Source organism: Shinella yambaruensis (assembly GCF_022899355.1).
Taxonomy (GTDB): domain Bacteria; phylum Pseudomonadota; class Alphaproteobacteria; order Rhizobiales; family Rhizobiaceae; genus Shinella; species Shinella yambaruensis.
This window is the reverse complement of record NZ_JALJCK010000007.1, coordinates 304,389-321,754: the sequence shown is the minus strand read 5'-3', so window position 1 is coordinate 321,754 and position 17,366 is coordinate 304,389. Positions and strand designations below refer to the sequence as shown.

The 17,366-nt window shown below is 65.5% G+C and carries 17 protein-coding genes; 3 read left to right on the top strand and 14 right to left on the bottom strand.

Annotated elements, in window-relative coordinates; genetic code table 11:
• Positions 1-98 precede the first annotated feature (98 nt).
• Both MUU56_RS18695 and MUU56_RS18690 read left to right on the top strand, forming a co-directional pair.
• Entirely contained in the window at positions 99-449 is a 351-nt protein-coding gene (locus MUU56_RS18695) for an MbcA/ParS/Xre antitoxin family protein (RefSeq protein WP_023513655.1), read from the top strand.
• A gap of 8 nt (positions 450-457) precedes the next feature.
• Positions 458-955 (top strand): RES family NAD+ phosphorylase, encoded by a 498-nt coding sequence (locus MUU56_RS18690; RefSeq protein ID WP_244768786.1) that lies wholly within the window; start codon positions 458-460, stop codon positions 953-955.
• 80 nt (positions 956-1,035) lie between these two features.
• On the opposite strand, the gene MUU56_RS18685 is transcribed toward MUU56_RS18690, so the two are convergent.
• Genes MUU56_RS18685 through MUU56_RS18675 form a run of 3 tightly spaced genes read right to left on the bottom strand, consistent with a single transcriptional unit; the run spans position 1,036 to position 3,362 of the window.
• The gene (locus tag MUU56_RS18685) at positions 1,036-1,974 is read right to left on the bottom strand and encodes an esterase-like activity of phytase family protein (RefSeq protein ID WP_244768785.1); all 939 of its coding nucleotides are present in this window, start codon (positions 1,972-1,974) and stop codon (positions 1,036-1,038) included.
• 13 nt (positions 1,975-1,987) lie between these two features.
• Positions 1,988-2,800 (bottom strand): polyphosphate polymerase domain-containing protein, encoded by an 813-nt coding sequence (locus MUU56_RS18680; RefSeq protein ID WP_244768784.1) that lies wholly within the window; start codon positions 2,798-2,800, stop codon positions 1,988-1,990.
• Entirely contained in the window at positions 2,778-3,362 is a 585-nt protein-coding gene (locus tag MUU56_RS18675) for a DUF4956 domain-containing protein (RefSeq protein WP_244768783.1), read from the bottom strand. Before MUU56_RS18675 ends, MUU56_RS18680 begins: the two co-directional genes overlap by 23 nt.
• A gap of 359 nt (positions 3,363-3,721) precedes the next feature.
• Here MUU56_RS18675 and MUU56_RS18670 point away from each other — a divergent pair, with 359 nt between their 5' ends.
• The gene (locus MUU56_RS18670; RefSeq protein ID WP_244768782.1) at positions 3,722-4,654 is read left to right on the top strand and encodes a lysylphosphatidylglycerol synthase domain-containing protein; all 933 of its coding nucleotides are present in this window, start codon (positions 3,722-3,724) and stop codon (positions 4,652-4,654) included.
• Here MUU56_RS18670 and MUU56_RS18665 read toward each other — a convergent pair.
• From MUU56_RS18665 to MUU56_RS18615, 11 genes are all read right to left on the bottom strand, one after another.
• On the bottom strand, positions 4,552-6,105 hold the full coding sequence (locus tag MUU56_RS18665) for a phospholipase D-like domain-containing protein (protein ID WP_244768781.1): 1,554 nt from the start codon (positions 6,103-6,105) through the stop codon (positions 4,552-4,554). The genes MUU56_RS18670 and MUU56_RS18665 overlap by 103 nt on opposite strands.
• Positions 6,106-6,239: 134 nt before the next feature.
• The gene (locus MUU56_RS18660; RefSeq protein ID WP_244768780.1) at positions 6,240-7,448 is read right to left on the bottom strand and encodes an MFS transporter; all 1,209 of its coding nucleotides are present in this window, start codon (positions 7,446-7,448) and stop codon (positions 6,240-6,242) included.
• A gap of 40 nt (positions 7,449-7,488) precedes the next feature.
• On the bottom strand, positions 7,489-8,493 hold the full coding sequence (locus MUU56_RS18655; protein WP_244768779.1) for a glycoside hydrolase family 3 N-terminal domain-containing protein: 1,005 nt from the start codon (positions 8,491-8,493) through the stop codon (positions 7,489-7,491).
• Positions 8,494-8,511: 18 nt separating this feature from the next.
• Positions 8,512-9,294 carry a DeoR/GlpR family DNA-binding transcription regulator gene (locus MUU56_RS18650; RefSeq protein WP_244768778.1) on the bottom strand — a complete coding sequence of 261 codons (783 nt, stop codon included), beginning with the start codon at positions 9,292-9,294 and terminating at the stop codon, positions 8,512-8,514.
• Positions 9,291-9,941 carry an HAD family hydrolase gene (locus MUU56_RS18645; protein WP_244768777.1) on the bottom strand — a complete coding sequence of 217 codons (651 nt, stop codon included), beginning with the start codon at positions 9,939-9,941 and terminating at the stop codon, positions 9,291-9,293. The genes MUU56_RS18650 and MUU56_RS18645 overlap by 4 nt, the downstream gene beginning before the upstream one ends.
• Positions 9,942-9,995: 54 nt before the next feature.
• Positions 9,996-11,627 (bottom strand): GMC family oxidoreductase, encoded by a 1,632-nt coding sequence (locus tag MUU56_RS18640; protein WP_244768857.1) that lies wholly within the window; start codon positions 11,625-11,627, stop codon positions 9,996-9,998.
• 14 nt (positions 11,628-11,641) lie between these two features.
• Entirely contained in the window at positions 11,642-13,144 is a 1,503-nt protein-coding gene (locus tag MUU56_RS18635; protein WP_244768776.1) for a GMC family oxidoreductase, read from the bottom strand.
• A gap of 10 nt (positions 13,145-13,154) precedes the next feature.
• Positions 13,155-14,255 (bottom strand): ABC transporter ATP-binding protein, encoded by a 1,101-nt coding sequence (locus MUU56_RS18630; protein WP_244768775.1) that lies wholly within the window; start codon positions 14,253-14,255, stop codon positions 13,155-13,157.
• Positions 14,256-14,259: 4 nt separating this feature from the next.
• Positions 14,260-15,135, bottom strand: a complete 876-nt coding sequence (locus MUU56_RS18625; RefSeq protein ID WP_244768774.1) for a carbohydrate ABC transporter permease — start codon at positions 15,133-15,135, stop codon at positions 14,260-14,262.
• Positions 15,128-16,021 carry a carbohydrate ABC transporter permease gene (locus MUU56_RS18620; RefSeq protein ID WP_064334063.1) on the bottom strand — a complete coding sequence of 298 codons (894 nt, stop codon included), beginning with the start codon at positions 16,019-16,021 and terminating at the stop codon, positions 15,128-15,130. The genes MUU56_RS18625 and MUU56_RS18620 overlap by 8 nt, the downstream gene beginning before the upstream one ends.
• Positions 16,022-16,089: 68 nt before the next feature.
• A complete protein-coding gene (locus tag MUU56_RS18615; RefSeq protein ID WP_244768773.1) occupies positions 16,090-17,337 on the bottom strand; it encodes an ABC transporter substrate-binding protein in 1,248 nt (415 codons plus the stop codon).
• Positions 17,338-17,366: the final 29 nt, after the last annotated feature.

Genomic DNA, 17,366 nt, shown 5'->3' with positions numbered 1-17,366 from the left:
AGCGTTTCCCGTTCCTTTCAGCAACCGCACCGTTGAAACCCGCGATATCTGACGCTATATTGCGTCATAATGAATGGCAAAATCGGAAGGATATCGCCATGGGTCTTGCCCAATATGCCGACGGCGGGCTCTTCGTGCCGCGCAAGATCGCCGATGCCCTGCGCACGACCAGCGAGGAGATCGCACGGACGGCCGGGCTCGGAAAGGACGCCGTCCAGCGCAAGGACCGTGTTCGTTCCGACAAGACGCAGCGGCGCTTGCGCGAGATGATCGAGATCGTCAACAAGGTCGAGCCCCGCTTCGGTTCGGCGCTGATGGCCTATGCCTGGTATCGCTCGGAACCGCTTCCCGGCTTTTCCGGCCAGACCGCCATGCAGCTGGTCAGAAGCGGGCGCGCGGACGACGTGCTCGACTATATCGACGCTGTTGACGCCGGCATCCACGCATAGTCCGGCAGATGCGCTATCAGGGAAAGCTGTACCGGGCGCTGAACCCGGTCTATGCCCGCGAGCCGCTGTCCGGGCGTGGCGCCGAGCTCTATGGCGGCCGGTTCAATCCGAAGGGCATGCCCGCGCTCTACACGTCGCTGTCGATCATCACGGCGCTGCGGGAAGCGAACCAGGTCGGCAACCTGCAGCCGACCACCCTCGTTTCCTATGACGCCGATATCGCGCGGGTTTTCGACTGCCGCGATCCGGAAGCTTTGCGTGCGCAGGACATGGATGCGACGGCGCTCGCCGATCCGGCCTGGCGCGACCAGATGCGGGCATCCGGCACCTCCCGAACGCAGGAATTTGCACGCAGGCTTTCGGCCGCCGGCTATCACGGACTGCTCGTGCCGAGCTTCGCGCCGGCTGCCATGGACGATGACCTGAATCTCGTCCTGTGGACATGGGGCGACGCCACGCCCAGCCGCCTTGTCCTGATCGACGAAGAAAACCGGTTGTCGCGATAGCAGGCAGCGCCATCAACGGCTGTCGGCAGGCAACCATATGCCTGCCGACAGGAAGTGCGGACCGGACCCGTGTCACGCCGTCATTGCGGCCCGGTGAGCGAAAACAGGACGAACTGCGTTGCAGGCGTCTCCTTCTTCGTCTTGTCCGTCACGGCCAGGTAGAGCGTGTCCGAGATCCGGGCAAGCCCCTCGAAATTGTCGTTCAGCAGCGTATTCGATCCTGCATCGAGATCGATTGCCGTGCAGGTCTCGCCCGTGCAACCTTCAGGATCGACGATGCGCAGACGTCCGGCGGTCGGCCCGCCCTTGCTCTCGCGGGTGCGCTCGAGCACCAGCAGCTGGCCGCCGGGCATCGTCTCGATGGCCTTCAGGTTGCTGCGCTTCGGCTGGAAGGTCGCGAACGTCCAGCGCCCGCCATCAAGGCCGTAGATCGTATGGGCGTCACCCGGCTGGCCCTGCATGGCTTCCTCCGGGGCTGTGACGATGCCGTGGTCCTGCGTGGCGGCCACGGCTTCCAGCCGGCTGTTCGGCTCGTTGTACCGTGCTGCGTCCGACAGGGCATCCGGCAGCGGCACGGCGGCGATTGCCGTGCCGTCCGGCTTGAAGCGGTGGATGGCGGGACCATCCTCGAAGGCGATGAGAAGCTCGCCGTCGGACGGCGTGCCGTTGTCGCCATTGACGACGGCGAGCCCCTCGGCATTGACGAAGGCGGGCGTCGTGCCGGTGGCCAGCCGGACGGAGAACACCGGCTCCATGCCGGCGATCCTGCCGCCTTCGATCTCCACCCGGAAATGATGCAGCACGCCATCATCCGAAACCGCATAGAGCAGCTTGTCGTCGGCATCCCAGGCAAGCCCGGACAATTCGCTGATGTTGCGGCCGTCCGGCCCGGTAGCGGCAGCCGTCCTGCCGTCGAGCACGGTCAGCGCAAAGGACGCCGGCTGCGCGAAGGCGACGGACGCCGGCACGAAGGCAGAGCCGCACAAAAGCAGCACTTTCAGCATTTTCTCGATCATCATCTCTCACTCACTCCTATTCATTGTGTAACCGGCGCAGGACATCATGGCCGGGCAGGCTGCCAAGCTTGCGCAGCGCCGGCAGGAACTTGTTGTGCCGGGTGCCGGGATTGAGCAGGGCCGTGCCGACGCAGTATTTCGAGCACCGTTTGGTCGGGTGCTGGTGCAGCGCCCTGAGGATGCCATCGGCAACGCCATTGCCGTTGGCCGATTTCGTCTCGAGGATGAACAGGCTCTCATCGACCGCGTGCCGCGCATCCGGCGTGTAGAACTGCAGGCCGCAATCGATGGTCATGCGCTCGCCACCCTGCTTGGCGACCAGCGTCATGCGCCGGTAGCGCATGTCGATGACGCGCGTGAGCATGTGGGGAAAGGGCTGCCCGTATTGAGCCCGGTACACGTCGTCGATATAGGCAAGCGCCGTCTTGTCGAGCATGCCGAAGGTTCCCGGATCCCGGTTGAGCCGCTTCTTGACGGTGATGCCGCGCCTGTCCTTCAGCTTGACCTCGAGAAAGCACAGGCCGGCCTCGGCGTAGCGGCGGAGCCGGACCTTTGCACGCCGGCGCCGGCCCTGGTGGTGGTCGAAATAGCTGCGGCGGCTGGCATCGTCGAAATAGCAGGTCTCGTAGGTGAAGGCCCGCAGGCCGTCGATTTCCAGCATGTCGAAAGCCTCGGCCAGGGCGCCGGCGGCGTGCTTGAGCACGGTTGCATCGACGACATATTTGTTGTCCAGCCGCTCCAGCATCGCCGCCTTGCCGTTCAGCGCAGCCAGGCTGATGGGCTGGAAGCCGTGCTGCAGCCAGTCGTCAGTGTTTGCGATAATAGACATTGAGCTTCGCCATTTCGGTGATGTAGTCGAGTTGAAGGACCTGGTAGGACAGCACGTCGACGCCGAGCCGCCGGGACAATTCCGCCCGCATGGCCGCGGGATCCGCGAGCAGCGCATGGTGGATCTTGTCGAGCGAGATCTTCGTGCCGCTGACCGACTGGAGCATCTTGGGATGATCGACGACATAGGCGCCGACCAGCACGAACAGCACCGTGACGGCCACAAACGGGATGGTCGTTCCCTGCACGGACGAAATGACCGCGATGGCGACGCTGCCGAAGAAATAGGTCATCTCGGTCTTGCTGAGCGGTTCGGAACGCAGCGTGAAAAGCGCCAGGATCGCAAACAGCCCGAAGCCGGCCGCCACGCCGAAATCGACGACGGAAAGCACGGTCAGAACCGCGAAGACGAAGATGTTGAAGAGCGCTGCCGCCGTGACGAGTTCCTTGTCGCGGTAGCGCCGGTAGTACATTCCGAACATCAGGACGGACATGCCGGCAAGATCGATGCCGAAGCGCACGAATTCCATCACGAAAAGGGTCTGCAGCATCTGGGGAGTCATCACGGCCTCCCCTTGCAAACGCCGAGAACGGGCGCAAACGAACCTGACGGCAAGCCCCGCGGGCATGCCGGTCGACGAGGGATCAACATATTCCACCTCCTGAACTTTCCGCCGCCATGGCGGTGACCTCAGGAAGAACGGAAGCGAGCGGGCTCTATTCCCTCGGCGATGAAAATTTATGAGCCGGATAAAAAGAAGCGCGTTTCCGCCGTCTCGGCCGTTCGATGTCCAGCCCCCGTGGAGAGCGGCTGTGTGGGTCGCGATCCGCAGCCGCCCTGATATCGTCCCCTCGTTGCCTCCAGTGCCTCGGGAACATGAGAGGTGCCGTTTCCGTTCCGCCTCGAAGAAGCGAGGAACGCATGAACCGAACCCACATCCTGCATGCCCTTGTCGCCGTCGCGGTCCTTCTCGCCGGCTGGCTGATCTACCGGACGCTGAGCCAATATTCATGGCAGGATATTTCAGGTTCCGTCGCCGCCATTCCCGCGGCAAGCTTCGGCCTGGCACTCGTTTTCGCGGCCTGCTCCTATCTCTGCCTGACGCTCTTCGACTTCCTGGCGCTGCACTATGTCGGCAAGCCGCTCTCCTATCCGCGCGCGGCGCTCGCCTCGTTCACCAGCCTTGCCATCGGCCATAATGTCGGTGTCGCCGCGCTCTCCAGTGGCGCGGTGCGCTACCGTTTCTATTCCCGCTGGGGCCTCGACGGGGAGGAGATCGCCAAGCTGATCGTCTTCTGCGGCGTGACGGTCGGCCTCGGCCTCGTCACGCTGGCCGGGCTTTGCCTTATCCTGCTTCCCGGCACCGCCGGCAGGATCGCGGGGCTCGGCACGGCCGCATCCGTTACCCTCGGTATCGCCTGCCTTGTGCTCGGTGCGACCTATCTTGCGCTTGCCGCCTTCGTGCGCGGCGAGCTGAAGGTGAAAGGCTGGCGCTTCGCCTTGCCGACGGCGCGCCTCGCCGGCCTGCAGATCCTGGTCGGGACCTTGAATTTCGCCTGCGTGGCCGCCTGCCTTCACCAGTTGCTGGGCGGCAAGGCAGGCTACATGGAAACGACGGCCGCCTATGTGGTCGGCAACCTGACTGCACTCGTCAGCCATGTGCCGGGCGGGCTTGGCGTGCTGGAGGCGACGATCGCCTTTCTTTTGGGAGGGTCTGCCTCGATCGGTGCGCTGATCGCCTTTCGTGTCGTCTATTTCTTCATCCCGCTGCCGCTGGGGCTGGTCTCGCTGCTCGCCAGCGAGGCCTTGCTGGGATCGAACGGCGATGCGGGCCTGCGTGAAAACCCGAACTGACGGCCAAGGAATGCCCGGGCCGCATCCCGCCAGGCAGGAAGCGGCCACCACGGCGCGACCGGATCGACGAGCCCGGTGCCGGCGACCGGCTCGATGGCACCCCTGCCCCCGGCATCCCGGAACGGCCGCAGCCCGCGCCCGCGCGTGTTGAAGGCGTCGATGGTCCTGCCCAGAAATCCCTCCGCATCCACCACCGCTCCGAACAGCGCCGGGTCGGCATCGAGGTGTTCGGCCAGCAACCGGTCGCGCAAGCCGACGATGGCCTTGCGCTCTCCTTGTGTGCGTGCCTCGATCGCGACGTCGAGCTCTGTGTCCAGCCCTTCGCTGCGCTGGTTGAGGTTCGAGGAGCCGATGCGCAGGAAGACATCGTCGACGATGACGAGCTTGGAGTGGACGACGATCTCCTGCTCCATGCCGCCGGGTCTCGGCACGACCGGATAGAAGGCACGCATGCGGCCGTGCCTGTCGCACCGGCCGAGGCGGCGGATCAACCGGTCGCGATTGGCGCCGAGCACGAGGCGCTCGATGGTGCCGTGGGAACTCAGCGTCGAGATCACGACGACCTCCGGCCCGTCCGGTTCGGCGAGCTTTTCACACAGCACGTCGCAAATCCTCTTCGAGGCGAAGTACTGGCTTTCGATATAGATGTGCCGCCGCGCGGCCCCGAGGGCGGCCACGGTCAGGTCCATCGCCTCCGTAGAGGCCTCCCGCCCGCGGATCGCCGGCTCCGTACGGGCGAAGGCGACGTCCACCCCGGCCATGTCGGGCGCAAGGCCATCGAGCGAGACTTCAGCCGCAGCCCCGTTGGGCGACACCGCCTCGTCGGTGGCGAACAGCCAGCGCCGGCGCGCGATATCGCCGGCGAGCCGCGCCGCCTCCCCCTCCAGCGCCGCCTGCATGTCATGCACCGGCTCGTAGGGTTCGCCCGAGGGCATGATCCGGCGGGGATCGTCGATACGGTGCTCGTTCGTGTCCCAGCGCTTGGCGGTGAGGTCGATGCCGCCGACGAAGGCGACGCGGTCGTCCACCACCACGAATTTCTGGTGGTGGGAACCGCGGACCGGATGGCGGTTGTCGAAGGCGAGCCGGATGCGCGGATGGGAGGACCAGCGGCGCTTGCGGAACATCTTCAGCGACTTGCCGGAATAGATAGGCCCCATGGCCCAGACCAGCACGCGGATGGTAAGGTCCGGACGCTCCGTAACTAGATCGCGCAGGAAGGTGCCGAGGCTCGGTGATTGCGGCTCGTCGGGCCGGATCGGGATATCCGGATTAAAGTCCCAGCCTACGATCCAGACCTCCTTCCGCGCCTGCCGCAGGATACCTTCCAGCAGCCGGAAATAGGCGTCGCCATCGACGAGAACCTTCAACCGGTCGGCCCTTCCCACCCGCCAGGCATTCACGCCAGGCCGGATGATGGGGGACGGCGCGCTGATGTTTGCAACGCGCACCGGGGAACTGTCGTTTCGCACTCTCTGCCGCCTCGTCTGGTGATATCACGCATCCTGCGCGGAAATTCGCGGAAACGGTTTTGGTTCCCTCCCGTGCAGAGCGTCACTACCGGATGGACACGCCGCCATGGGCTTCAGCAGGCCGCATGCTGCTTCAGCCGGACATCCAACCGGATCGTCACCGCCGCGATGACGAGGAACGCCAGCGTGATCAGGCCGAAGCTGACGACAAGGCTCGTCGCCTGGGCGAGGAACCCGAGCAGGGCCGGGCCTAGCAGCAGGCCGCTGTAGCCCATGGTGGTGACGATGGAGATCGCCCTGCCGGCCGCGTCGGCACCGACATTGCCGGCACGCGCGAACACGGCCGGCACCATGTTCGCGACCCCGAGGCCGCAAAGGACAAGGGCGGCAAGGCAGAGGACGACGCTGTCGGCAAACAGCAGAATGGCGACAGACAGCGCGCAGAGGAGGCCGCCGGTCCTGATCAGGGCCACATGGCCCACGCGCCGGGTCACCGCATCCCCGACAAGGCGGCCGCCCGCCATGGCCGCGGCGAAAAAAGCGAAGGCATAGGCCCCGTGGCTGTCCGACGCGCCGAGAATGTCGATCATGTAGATCGCGGTCCAGTCCATCATGCCGCCTTCCGCAAGCAGCGCCAGGAACGCGATGGCGCCGAGGAGCAGGATGAGGGGTCGTTGCGCGGCGTCGAGCGAGGCGTTCCTTGTCGGCAGAGCTTCCGAAGAGAGGCCCGGGACAGCATGCGCGGCTTTCCTCGCCATCATCCGGGCGGACAGGGCGAGGAGCATGACGAGGAGGCCGGCAGCCCCGAGGCAGACCTGCAGGTTGCCGCCATGGCCGATCAGCTGCCCCACCAGGAAGGCACCCGCAAGATTGCCGATGCTGAACAGGGCGTGGAACGACGACATCATGTGACGCCCGGTCTCCCGCTCCGCCCGGGATGCTTCCGTGTTCATCGACACGTCGAGCGTTCCGAAGGCCGCCCCGGTGACAAAGACGACTGCGCCGAGAGCGATGGGACTGTCGATCAACGGAATGACGAGGAAGGAGGCGCCGAACAGCAGGCTGCCGCACAGGCTCAGTATCCGGCTGCTGATCACCCGGTCGATATAGCGGCCGATAGCGATCATCAGCACGATGGCGCCGAAGGCGAAGCACAAGAGGACCAGCCCGAGCTGCCCCTTGTCGAGCCCGACGCCGGCGGTAAGCAGCGGAAGGCTGGACGCCCATGCGCCAATGCCGATGCCGGCCGCAAGGAAGAACAGGCTGCAATGCAGCCGGTTCGACCCCGAAGACGCTTTCACTGCGATTGAATTGCCCGCCATTTCAGCAAAACCACCTGTACCTTACGTTGCGCGAATGCGCTCAACCGCCCGCTGCGTTCTGCCGCACGCGGGCTGCCGCCTCCGCCAGGCGATCCGGCGCGAGGCGCCCGGAACGGGCAGCATCGGCAATGCCATCGCACAGCGCATCAAGATGCGGCCCTCCGCCCACGAGCAGCAGGTCCGCCCCCGCACCCACGGAGGCGATCGCGGTTTCGAGGAGGGAGCGGCCGCGCATCGTGGCGGGAGCGTCGAGATCGTCGCTGACGATCAGGCCCTTGAACCCGAAGTCGTTGCGCAGCATCGTCATGACCGCCGGCGCGGTGCTGGCGGCATTCTGCCTGTCGAGCGCGGCAACGGGTGCCGGCCCCGTCATGATCGCCCGCGTCCCGGCTTCGATGGCGGCCGTGAACGGCAGGGCATTGTGAAGAAGGCGGTCACGCGGCGTGTGAAGGGAGACATCCACGAGCGCCGGGTCGCCGTCCAGGGCATTGAACCCGGGGAAATGCTTTGTCACCGCGGTGATGCCGGCGCTCTGGACGCCGTTCACGAAGGCCGACACCAGCCGGGCAACGGCCTGCGGATAGCTGCCCATCGTGCGGCCGCGCAGCCAGGCGTTCTGCCCGTCGAGGACATCGGCGATCGGCGCCAGGAACATCGAAACCCCGAGCGCGTGGGCGGCGGCGGCCGTTGCCCTGCACCGTTCGGCGAGCGCCGCGTCGCCAAGCGCATGCGCTTCGTCGAGCGAGGGAAGCGGCGGAACCAGCCCCTGCAGCCGCTGGATGCCGCCCAGTTCCTGGTCCACGGCAACGATCAAGCCGGGAGTTACGGTCTTCAGCCGCGCGACGGCGGCGCGAAAGCTATCCGGCGTCTCGCGCGCCAGCCGCTCGGCCGACATGCGCCGCGCGACATATTCCGCCCGCGTCTCGCCGATCAGGACGGAACAGCCGCCCTTTTCCAGGAAGGGCGCCATGACATCCATGATGTCGAGCGTATCGAAGGCGGGCAGAAGGATCGCCCGGGCGTCCTCATCCGGTGAAAAGCGCATGGTCATCTCCGTAAACCGTCAGACTGTCTCGACATCGACACCGGCCTCGCGGATGGCCTTTAGGATGGCGGTATCCCGGCTGCTGGTGAAAAGCGCCGATACCGCCGAGACGGGCGCCACTTCATAGGTCGCCGCCTGGCCGAGCTTATCCGCCGTCGCCAAGAGCAGGGTCTTGTTCGCGGCCCGGATCATCGCCGACTTCAGGTGGGCGTCCTCGAAATCGTCCGCGCGGAGCGTCAAGCCGTGATCGACGCCGCAGGTGCCGAGAACACAATAGTCGACCCGCAGCGCCCGGATCGCGTCGATCGCGCCGGCGCCGGTCGCGCTGCGCGTCAGCCGGCCCAGGCGGCCGCCGAGCATGACCACATCGGCGAGCGGATGATCGAGCGCGGCAGCGGCGACGTCGACCGCGGTCGTGATGATGCGCAGGGACAGCGCCGGCGAGAGCGAACGCACGAAACGGACGACCGTCGTGCTTGAATCCACCAGCAGCGTCGCCCCGTCGGGTATCGTCGCGGCCGCGGCGCGGCCGATCGACTGCTTTTCCTCCGCGTGCAGCGTCTCGCGCCGGTGGAAATCGAGAGCCGGCGTGACGAGCCGCGCCGCGCCGCCGTGAAAGCGCTGCACCAGCCCCGCATCCGAAAGGTCGCGCAGGTCGCGGCGGATCGAATCCTCCGACACGCCGAACTCCTGCGCCAGCCCGGCCGCAAGGACCCGGCCGGCCGCATTGACCTTTTCAAGAATGACGGCCTGCCGCTCCTCCGGAGAAAGCGCCGCCAGTTCCTTCCTGTCCGCGGTCATCCCGCCGTCTCCGCCTGGGGCACAAGCAGGCCAAGGGCCGTCAGGCGGGCCTCCAGCGCCTCGGCCGTGCTGAAGTGCTCGGTGTGGAAGCCGAGCGCCGCTGCCGCGGCAATGTTCGCCGGATTGTCGTCGATGAAGATGCATTGCTCGGCGCGCACGCCCGCCCGCTCCAGATAGCGCTCGAAGATGGGCGCATGCGGCTTTATGAGCTTCTCCCGTCCGGAGACGACGAGCACATCGAACGCATCGAGGAAGGGAAAGATCGCCTGCGCCCGCGGGAAGGTCTCCGCCGACCAGTTCGAGATCGCGTGCACGGGAACGCCGTCCGCCTTCAGCCGTCCCAGAATGCCAGCCGTCCCCGGCACCTCGCCGCCCAGCATCTCGTGCCAGCGCAGCCAGTAGGCCTCGATCAGATCGGCCCGCTCGGGATGACGCTGCACGAGTTCGGCTATGCCCTCGGCAAACGGCCGCCCGGCATCGAACGCCTCGTTCCACGCCGGAGTGCAGACCTCCGCCAGGAAGGCCGAAACCGCCGCCTCGTCCGGCAGGATCTGGCGATAGAGATAAGCGGGATTCCAGTCGATCAGCACACCGCCAATATCGAAGACCACAACGCTCGGGTTCATTTCCGTTGCCTTTTTGTGCATGTATTGATTCCAATCATGCATAAAAAGGCACATATATGCAACAAGAAGCAGAGCCTATTGACGCAGAAAATCGGCGGCGCGTTCACCGATCATGATGCAGACGGAATTCGGATTGCCGGAAATCAGCGTCGGCATGACAGAGGCATCGGCAATACGAAGCCGCTCGATGCCATGCACGCGCAGCTTCGGATCGACCACGGCCCGGTCGTCCTCGCCCATCCGGCAGGTTCCGGCGGGGTGCAGGGCCGCATGCGCGTCCTTGACGCAGAAGGCACGGATCTCCTCGCGGGTCCTGAGGGACGGCATCGGCGTATGCCGCGCCGTCACGAATTTCGCGATGGCCGGCTGCGCCATGATGTCGAGGGCCGCCATCGTGCCGTCGGTGATGGCCTCGAGATCGTAGGAATCGGAGAAATAGCGCGGCGCCACGCGCGGATTTGCCGCCGGATCGGCGCTCTGAAGCGTGACCTCCCCTCGCGAGCGCGGCCGGATCTGCCCCAGATTGACCGTGCAGCCATTGCCGCCCGGCACGGCATCGACGCCCTCCTCGATGCCGGCGCCGACCACCATGAAATACTGGATATCGGGCGTCGCCTCGCTCCTGTCGCCCCACCAGAACGCACCGCCCTCGATGAGGTTGGACGAGGCGGGACCGTTGCGGAAGAGCGCATAGTTCAAGCCGGCAAGGGCCTTCCAGTGCAGCTTCTTGTACTTGTCATAGCTGTGCGGGCCATTCAGCTGGTAGACCAGCGAGATCTCGATATGGTCCTGGAGGTTCTGGCCGACGCCCGGCAGGTCGGCATGGACGTTGATGCCGTGCCGTTCGATCTCACCCGCCGGGCCGATGCCCGACAGCATCAACAGCTTCGGCGTCGCGATCGCCCCTGTGGAGACGACCACTTCCTGATCGGCGCGGTAGACGACCTTGCGTTTGCCCCTGGCGCATTCGACACCGACCGCCCTGCCCTTCTCGATGAGGATACGGGTGACCGTCGTTCCCGTCTCGATGCGCAGGTTGCCGCGCTTGCGGGCCGGGCCCAGATAGGCGACGGCGGCCGAGCTGCGGCGGCCATTGCGCGCCGTGATCTGGTAGAGCCCGCAGCCGGCAGGATCGCCGGAATTGAAGTCCGGATTGTAGGGCAGCCCCGCCTGCTGGCAGGCCTGCAGCCAGGCGCGGGTCAGCGGATGGATGTAATCGATGTCGGACACGCCGAGCGGGCCGCCGACGCCATGGGCCTCGTTGCAGAAGCGGTTGTTGTCCTCGGCGCGCTTGAAATACGGCAGCACGTCGGCATAGCCCCAGCCCTCCGCGCCGAGACGCGCCCATTGCTCGTAGTCGTCGGGCACGCCGCGGATATAGATCATCGCATTGACCGAGCTACCGCCGCCGAGCACCCGGGCCTGCACCATGGTCGGCGTTTCCGTCCGCTCCTGCTCGGCCATCGGCTCCCAGGGGATACGCTTCAGGAGATCGCCCTGCGCGGTCTTGTAGTAGGCGCCGGGAATGTGGATGTAGGGGCTGAGGTCGCGCGGCCCCTCCTCGATGAGAAGAACGCGCACGGCGGGATCCTCCGAGAGGCGTGCGGCCACCACGCAGCCCGTCGAGCCGCCGCCGACCACGATATAGTCGAACGTGTCGACCTCGTCCGGATGCCGGGGAAAAATCCCGAAACGGGCCGATCCCATGTCGCGAAGTGCCATCACTTTCCCCCTGCAATGGCGCTGCCGGCCTTGATGGCAAGGGCAGCGATGGTGAGTGCCGGATTGACGGCGGCCGAGGTCGGCAACACGGAGGCATCCGTGATGTAGAGGTTCTCGACATCGTGGCTGCGGCAATCGAGATCGACAACCGAACTTTGCGGGTCACGGCCCATGCGCGCCGTGCCGCATTGATGCGATGTCGTCTTGCGGCCGAAGGTGTGCGTCAGCACGATCGGGAACCCTGCCTTGCGCATGACGGCGCGGGTTTTCGCGATCAGCGTCTCATGCGCCCGCATGTTGGAGCGGATCCAGTGCATGACGATGCGATCGTCCCGCACCATGACCCGGCTTTCCGGATTGGGCAGGTCCTCGCTCGTCAGGAACCAGCCAAAGGCATAGCGCGCCACCAGCCTTGCAAACCAGGCCGGCGCCGGCATCGGCAGGTTGGCCTTGAGGATGTTGCCGGTGATATGGCCGAGGAGCTGGACATTGCCGAGCGGGAAACCGTACTCGTTGTCCTCGTTGTAGAAATCGTTGAAGGCGATGGTCTTCTGGTAGACGCAGCTGTTGGCGGCGAAGGGACGGACCGTCAGCATCGCCGTCGTGTTGTGGTTCATGAAATTGCGCCCGAGCTGGTCCGAACTGTTGCCGAGACCGGCCGGATGCGCCCCATTGGCCGAGCGCAGGAGAAGCGCAGCGGACTGGACCGCGCCGGCGGCAACGGCGAAGCGGCCGGCGGAAATGCGATGCTCCACGCCGTCCTTCCTGTAGACGGCCGCGGTGACGCGGCGCCCGGTCCCGTCCGTTTCGAGGCGTATGACGCTGGCACCGGTCACGAGGCTGACATTGGGATGGGCAAGCGCGCTGGCGAGCGGCCCTACCTCCGCATCGATCTTTCCCGTTCCGGTGTTCGGAAACGCATCCCACCCCGTCGGCGCCCGTTTCAGCCAGGCGTCGAGATCGATCGACAGCGGAAGGGAGGCCGGATGGATGCCCGCCTTCTCCAGCCGGCGGCGCACGGCGGCGATCGCCGGCTCGTCGGGAACCGGCGGGTAGGAATAGGGTCTTTCGTGCAGCGGCTCCGTCGGATCGTCCGTGGTCGAGCCGCGCACCCTGAAAATGTGCTCGGCCGCGTCATACCAGGGCGACAGGTCTTCGTAGGACATCGGCCAGCCGGGGGACGCGCCGTCCATATGCGGCCGCGGCGCAAAATCCTCGCGGCGGTACCGGTACATGACCGCGCCGAAGAACTTCGAATTGCCGCCGACATAATAGTAATTGCCCGGCAGGAAGCTCTCGCCGTCCGTTCCCAGCCATTCCTCCGAGGACCGGTAGAAGCCCTTCTGGAAGATGGCGACATCGTCGCGCGCCTCTGGACTGTCCTGCAGATGCACGCCCCGTTCGAGAATGACGATCTTGAGGCCAGAAGGCGCAAGGCTGTGCGCCAGGGACGCTCCGCCGACGCCGGAGCCGATGATGACGATGTCTGCCGTCTCGGTCATGAGAAGTCTTTCAGTCGATGCGCGTTTCGGTTTCGCTGTCGAAGAGCACGATCTTGGACGTATCGACCGCCAGCGCGGCCTCACGGCCCGCACGGGCCTGGCGCGGCGGAAGGCGGGCGGTCACCTCGACGCCGCCGAGCTGGAAGACGGCGAGCGTATCCGGGCCCGTCGGCTCGACGACGTCGAAATCGACGGTCAGCGCGGATGCGGCACTCTTCGTGGCGATCGAGAAGTTCTCCGGGCGAATGCCGACCAGCACCTTCCGGCCCGCATAGCGGCGAAGCGCCTCCGCGGAGAGGGAAATGCCCGCGATGCGCGCCGCCGGCCGCCGGGCGATGTCGATGACGGCCGTCGCCGTGGACCCCTCGGCCTCCAGCACCGCCGGCACGATGTTCATGGCGGGCGAACCGACGAAGCGCGCGACATAGACATTGGCCGGCCGGTCGTAGACGGCCTGCGGCTCGTCGAGCTGCTGCACCACGCCGTCCTTCATCACGGCGACGCGGGTCGCGAGCGTCATCGCCTCGATCTGGTCATGCGTGACATAGACGATCGTCGTGCCGAGGCGGGCATGCAGGCGCTTGATCTCGGTGCGCATGTCGACGCGCAGCTTGGCGTCGAGGTTCGACAGCGGCTCGTCGAACAGGAAGAGTTTCGGCTCGCGCACGATCGCCCGCCCCATGGCGACGCGCTGGCGCTGGCCGCCGGAAAGCTGCGAGGGCTTGCGGTCGAGGAGATGGGTGATCTGCAGGAGATCCGACGCGGTCTTCACGGCCCTGTCGCGGTCGGCCTGGGCGATCCGGCGGATCTTCATGCCGAATTCGATGTTCTGCCGCACGGTCATCGTCGGATAGAGCGCATAGGACTGGAACACCATGGCGATGTCCCGGTCCTTCGGCGAGAGGTCGTTGACGGTCTTCCCGGCGATGCGGATCTCGCCGCCGGTAATGGACTCCAGCCCGGCGATCATGTTGAGCAGCGTGGACTTGCCACAGCCGGAGGGGCCGAGCAGCACGAGGAAGTCGCCGGTTCCGATGGAGATCGACACCTCCTTCAGGACCTCGAGATGGCCATAGGCCTTGCGGACGCGATCGATTTCGAGAGTGGACATGGCTTCAGCCTTTCACGGCGCCGGCCGTCAGCCCGCGGACGAAATAGCGGCCCGCGACGATGTAGACGACCAGGGTTGGGATGGCGGCGATCATGGCGGCGGCCATGTCGACATTGTACTGCTTGCGGCCGGTGGTCACGTTGACGATGTTGTTGAGCGCCACCGTGATGGGACTGCTGGAGCCGGACGTGAACGAGACGCCGAACAGGAAATCGTTCCAGATCTGCGTGAATTGCCAGATGCAGGAGACGACGATGATCGGGATGGAGGTCGGCAGGATGACGCTCCAGAAGATGCGGAAGAAGCCCGCGCCATCGACCATCGCCGCCTTGGTCAGCTCATCCGGCAGCGACACGAAGTAATTGCGGAAGAACAGCGTCGTGAAGCAGATGCCATAGGAGGCATGCACGGCGACGAGGCCGGGAATGGAACCGGCAAGGCCCAGAAGGCCGAGCGTGCGGGCCATGGGGATGAGGATCGCCTGGTAGGGCAGGAAGCAGCCGAACAGCAGGAGGCCGAAGACGAAATTCGCGCCGGGAAACCTCCATTTCGTGAGGATGTAGCCATTGATCGCGCCGATGCCGGTCGAGAGCGCCACCGCCGGGATCACCATCAGCAGCGAGTTGACGAAATAGGGTTTCAGGCCGGTGCATTCCGTGCCGATGCAGGCCTCAGACCACGCCGCGCGCCAGGCATCGAGCGTCACCACCTTGGGCACGCCGATGAACGAGCCGCCATAGATCTCGTCGAGGGGTTTCAGGGACGTCACGACCATGACCCAGAGGGGCATGAGGTAGAGGAGCGCGACGACGACGAGGCAGCCGTAGACGAAGAGACGGCCGAGCCGCGCCTTGCCGGGTCGGGAAAGGGCTTCAGCCATTGTTCTCACTCCGCAGTTCGGAATAGAGGTAGGGGACGATGATGGCCGCGACGGTCATCAGCATCATCACGGCACTTGCCGCGCCGACGCCCATCTGGTTGCGGCGGAAGGTGGCGGAGAACATGAAGGTCGACGGCAGCTCGGTCGCCGTGCCGGGGCCGCCATTCGTCAGCGCCAGAACCAGGTCGAAGCTCTTGATGGCGATGTAGCTCAGGAGAACGATGACGCTCAGCATGGCGGGGCGCAGCATCGGGATGATGATCTGCCGGTAGATCAGCGGCAGCGAGGCCCCTTCGATCTGCGCTGCCTTGATGACGGAATTGTCGATGCCGCGCAGGCCCGCGAGGAAGATCGCCATGGCGAAGCCGGAGGACTGCCAGACGCCGGCGACGACGACGGTGTAGATCGCCATGTCGGGGTTGGTGATCCAGTCGAAGCGGAAGTCGGTCCAGCCGAGATCGTTGACGACCTTCTGCACGCCGAGACCCGGATTCATGATCCACTTCCAGGCCGTCCCCGTCACGATGAAGGAGAGCGCCATCGGGTAGAGGTAGATTGCACGGAGCGCGCCTTCCGCCCGGATGTTCTGGTCGAGCAGGATGGCCATGAGCAGCCCGAGGCCCGTGGAAAGCGCAAGGAACAGCGCGGAGAAGATGAAGAGATTGGCGACGGCGGTGTGCCAGCGGGGCGTCGCCCACAGGCGGACATATTGCTCGAGGCCGACGAAATCATAGGTCGGCACGAATTTCGACGAGGTGACGGAAATCACGCCTGTCCAGAGAATGAACAGGTAGACCGTGACGATGACGACGAGCAGGCTGGGAGCGACGACGATGCGCGGCAGCCAGCCTGCCAATCGCGATGACATGCGCGTAGAGGCGCTCATGGGTCAGCTCCGATGGCAAGGACTGTGGGAGGAGCCGGCCACGCCGGCTCCTCCGATGGGGATGCGGGTTACCGGGCATTGTCGATGCCGGAGACCAGCATCTTGACGGCGTCCTCGGAGCTCATCTTGCCGACGAAGAACTGCGCGGCCACATCGCTGAAGACAGAGGCGAATTCCGGCTTTGCGGCAAAGCCATGGGTGATGGCGCCCTGCATGCTGCCCTTCTCGATCGCCGCCGCGCGTTCGTGGTAGCCGAGCTTGGCGCAATCGTCGAAATCGTCGACCGGCACGTCGTTGCGCGCCGGGATCGAGCCCTTGATGAGGTTGAAGCCCTTCTGGACCTTCGGGTCCATGATGGTCTCGGCCAATGCGACCTGTGCCTTCTGTACGGTCTCGTCGCTGACGGTGAACATGCCGAAGCTGTCGATGAGATACTGGAAGGCGTTGACCTCACCCGGCGTCGCGAAGCAGTAGAAGTCCTGGTTGGGCTTCAGGCCCTTGGCAAGGAATTCGCCCTTCGCCCAGTCGCCCATGAACTGCATGGCGGCCTCGCCATTGATGACCATGCCGGTGGCGACAGCCCAGTCGCGGCCGACGAAATTGTCGTCGACGAGGCCGCGGACCTCGCGCAGCATATCGAACACCTTCACCATTTCAGGGCTGCCGAGCGCCTCGGGGTCGAGATCGATCGCCGTCTTCTGGTAGAATTCCGGGCCGTTGATGTCGGAGAGCAGCGCGTCGAAGATGATGCCGATCTGCCAGGGCTCGTCGCCCATCGCGACCGGGACGATGCCCTTCTCCTTGAGCGTCTTGCCGGTCTCGATCAGTTCCGCCCAGGTCTTGGGAACGGCAACGCCGGCGTCGTCGAAGAGCTTCCTGTTGGCCCAGACCCAGTTCTGGCGGTGCATGTTGATCGGCGCTGCGATGAACGCCTCGCCCGAGGTCACGAAGGGCAGAAGCTGCGGGGCCAGCGCCTCGCGCCAGCCGCCGGCGGTGGCGAGGTCGTTCAGGTCGCGCACGACGCCCTGTTCCGCCCACTGCACGCCTTCCCAGCCGAGGAACTGCATGGCGCCGGGCGGGTTGCCCGCCGTCAGGCGCGAGCGCAGCGCCTGCTGGGCGTTGGCGCCGCTCATGCCGCCCACCGCCGAATCCTTCCACTCGAAGCCCTTGGCCTCGAGTTCCTTGCGGATGACGTTGAGCGCGTCGACCTCACTCTGCGAGACCCAGTGGTGCAGCACTTCGATCTGGCCTTCCGCGTGGGCTGCGACGGGCACGAGCATGGTCGCCGCAAGCGCTGTGGCGATAAATCTGGACATGGTTTCATCCTCTCTGGTTGGGTTTTGGG

What these genes read in the sequence shown, in the direction of transcription:
- MUU56_RS18670 (WP_244768782.1), top strand. Translation starts at nt 3,722, where the DNA reads ATGAACCGAACCCACATCCTGCATGCCCTTGTCGCCGTCGCGGTCCTT.
- MUU56_RS18640 (WP_244768857.1), bottom strand. Translation starts at nt 11,627, where the DNA reads ATGGGATCGGCCCGTTTCGGGATTTTTCCCCGGCATCCGGACGAGGTC.
- MUU56_RS18675 (WP_244768783.1), bottom strand. Translation starts at nt 3,362, where the DNA reads ATGACTCCCCAGATGCTGCAGACCCTTTTCGTGATGGAATTCGTGCGC.
- MUU56_RS18645 (WP_244768777.1), bottom strand. Translation starts at nt 9,941, where the DNA reads ATGCACAAAAAGGCAACGGAAATGAACCCGAGCGTTGTGGTCTTCGAT.
- MUU56_RS18615 (WP_244768773.1), bottom strand. Translation starts at nt 17,337, where the DNA reads ATGTCCAGATTTATCGCCACAGCGCTTGCGGCGACCATGCTCGTGCCC.
- MUU56_RS18695 (WP_023513655.1), top strand. Translation starts at nt 99, where the DNA reads ATGGGTCTTGCCCAATATGCCGACGGCGGGCTCTTCGTGCCGCGCAAG.
- MUU56_RS18685 (WP_244768785.1), bottom strand. Translation starts at nt 1,974, where the DNA reads ATGATGATCGAGAAAATGCTGAAAGTGCTGCTTTTGTGCGGCTCTGCC.
- MUU56_RS18630 (WP_244768775.1), bottom strand. Translation starts at nt 14,255, where the DNA reads ATGTCCACTCTCGAAATCGATCGCGTCCGCAAGGCCTATGGCCATCTC.
- MUU56_RS18635 (WP_244768776.1), bottom strand. Translation starts at nt 13,144, where the DNA reads ATGACCGAGACGGCAGACATCGTCATCATCGGCTCCGGCGTCGGCGGA.
- MUU56_RS18680 (WP_244768784.1), bottom strand. Translation starts at nt 2,800, where the DNA reads ATGTCTATTATCGCAAACACTGACGACTGGCTGCAGCACGGCTTCCAG.
- MUU56_RS18620 (WP_064334063.1), bottom strand. Translation starts at nt 16,021, where the DNA reads ATGAGCGCCTCTACGCGCATGTCATCGCGATTGGCAGGCTGGCTGCCG.
- MUU56_RS18690 (WP_244768786.1), top strand. Translation starts at nt 458, where the DNA reads ATGCGCTATCAGGGAAAGCTGTACCGGGCGCTGAACCCGGTCTATGCC.
- MUU56_RS18660 (WP_244768780.1), bottom strand. Translation starts at nt 7,448, where the DNA reads ATGGCGGGCAATTCAATCGCAGTGAAAGCGTCTTCGGGGTCGAACCGG.
- MUU56_RS18625 (WP_244768774.1), bottom strand. Translation starts at nt 15,135, where the DNA reads ATGGCTGAAGCCCTTTCCCGACCCGGCAAGGCGCGGCTCGGCCGTCTC.
- MUU56_RS18655 (WP_244768779.1), bottom strand. Translation starts at nt 8,493, where the DNA reads ATGCGCTTTTCACCGGATGAGGACGCCCGGGCGATCCTTCTGCCCGCC.
- MUU56_RS18650 (WP_244768778.1), bottom strand. Translation starts at nt 9,294, where the DNA reads ATGACCGCGGACAGGAAGGAACTGGCGGCGCTTTCTCCGGAGGAGCGG.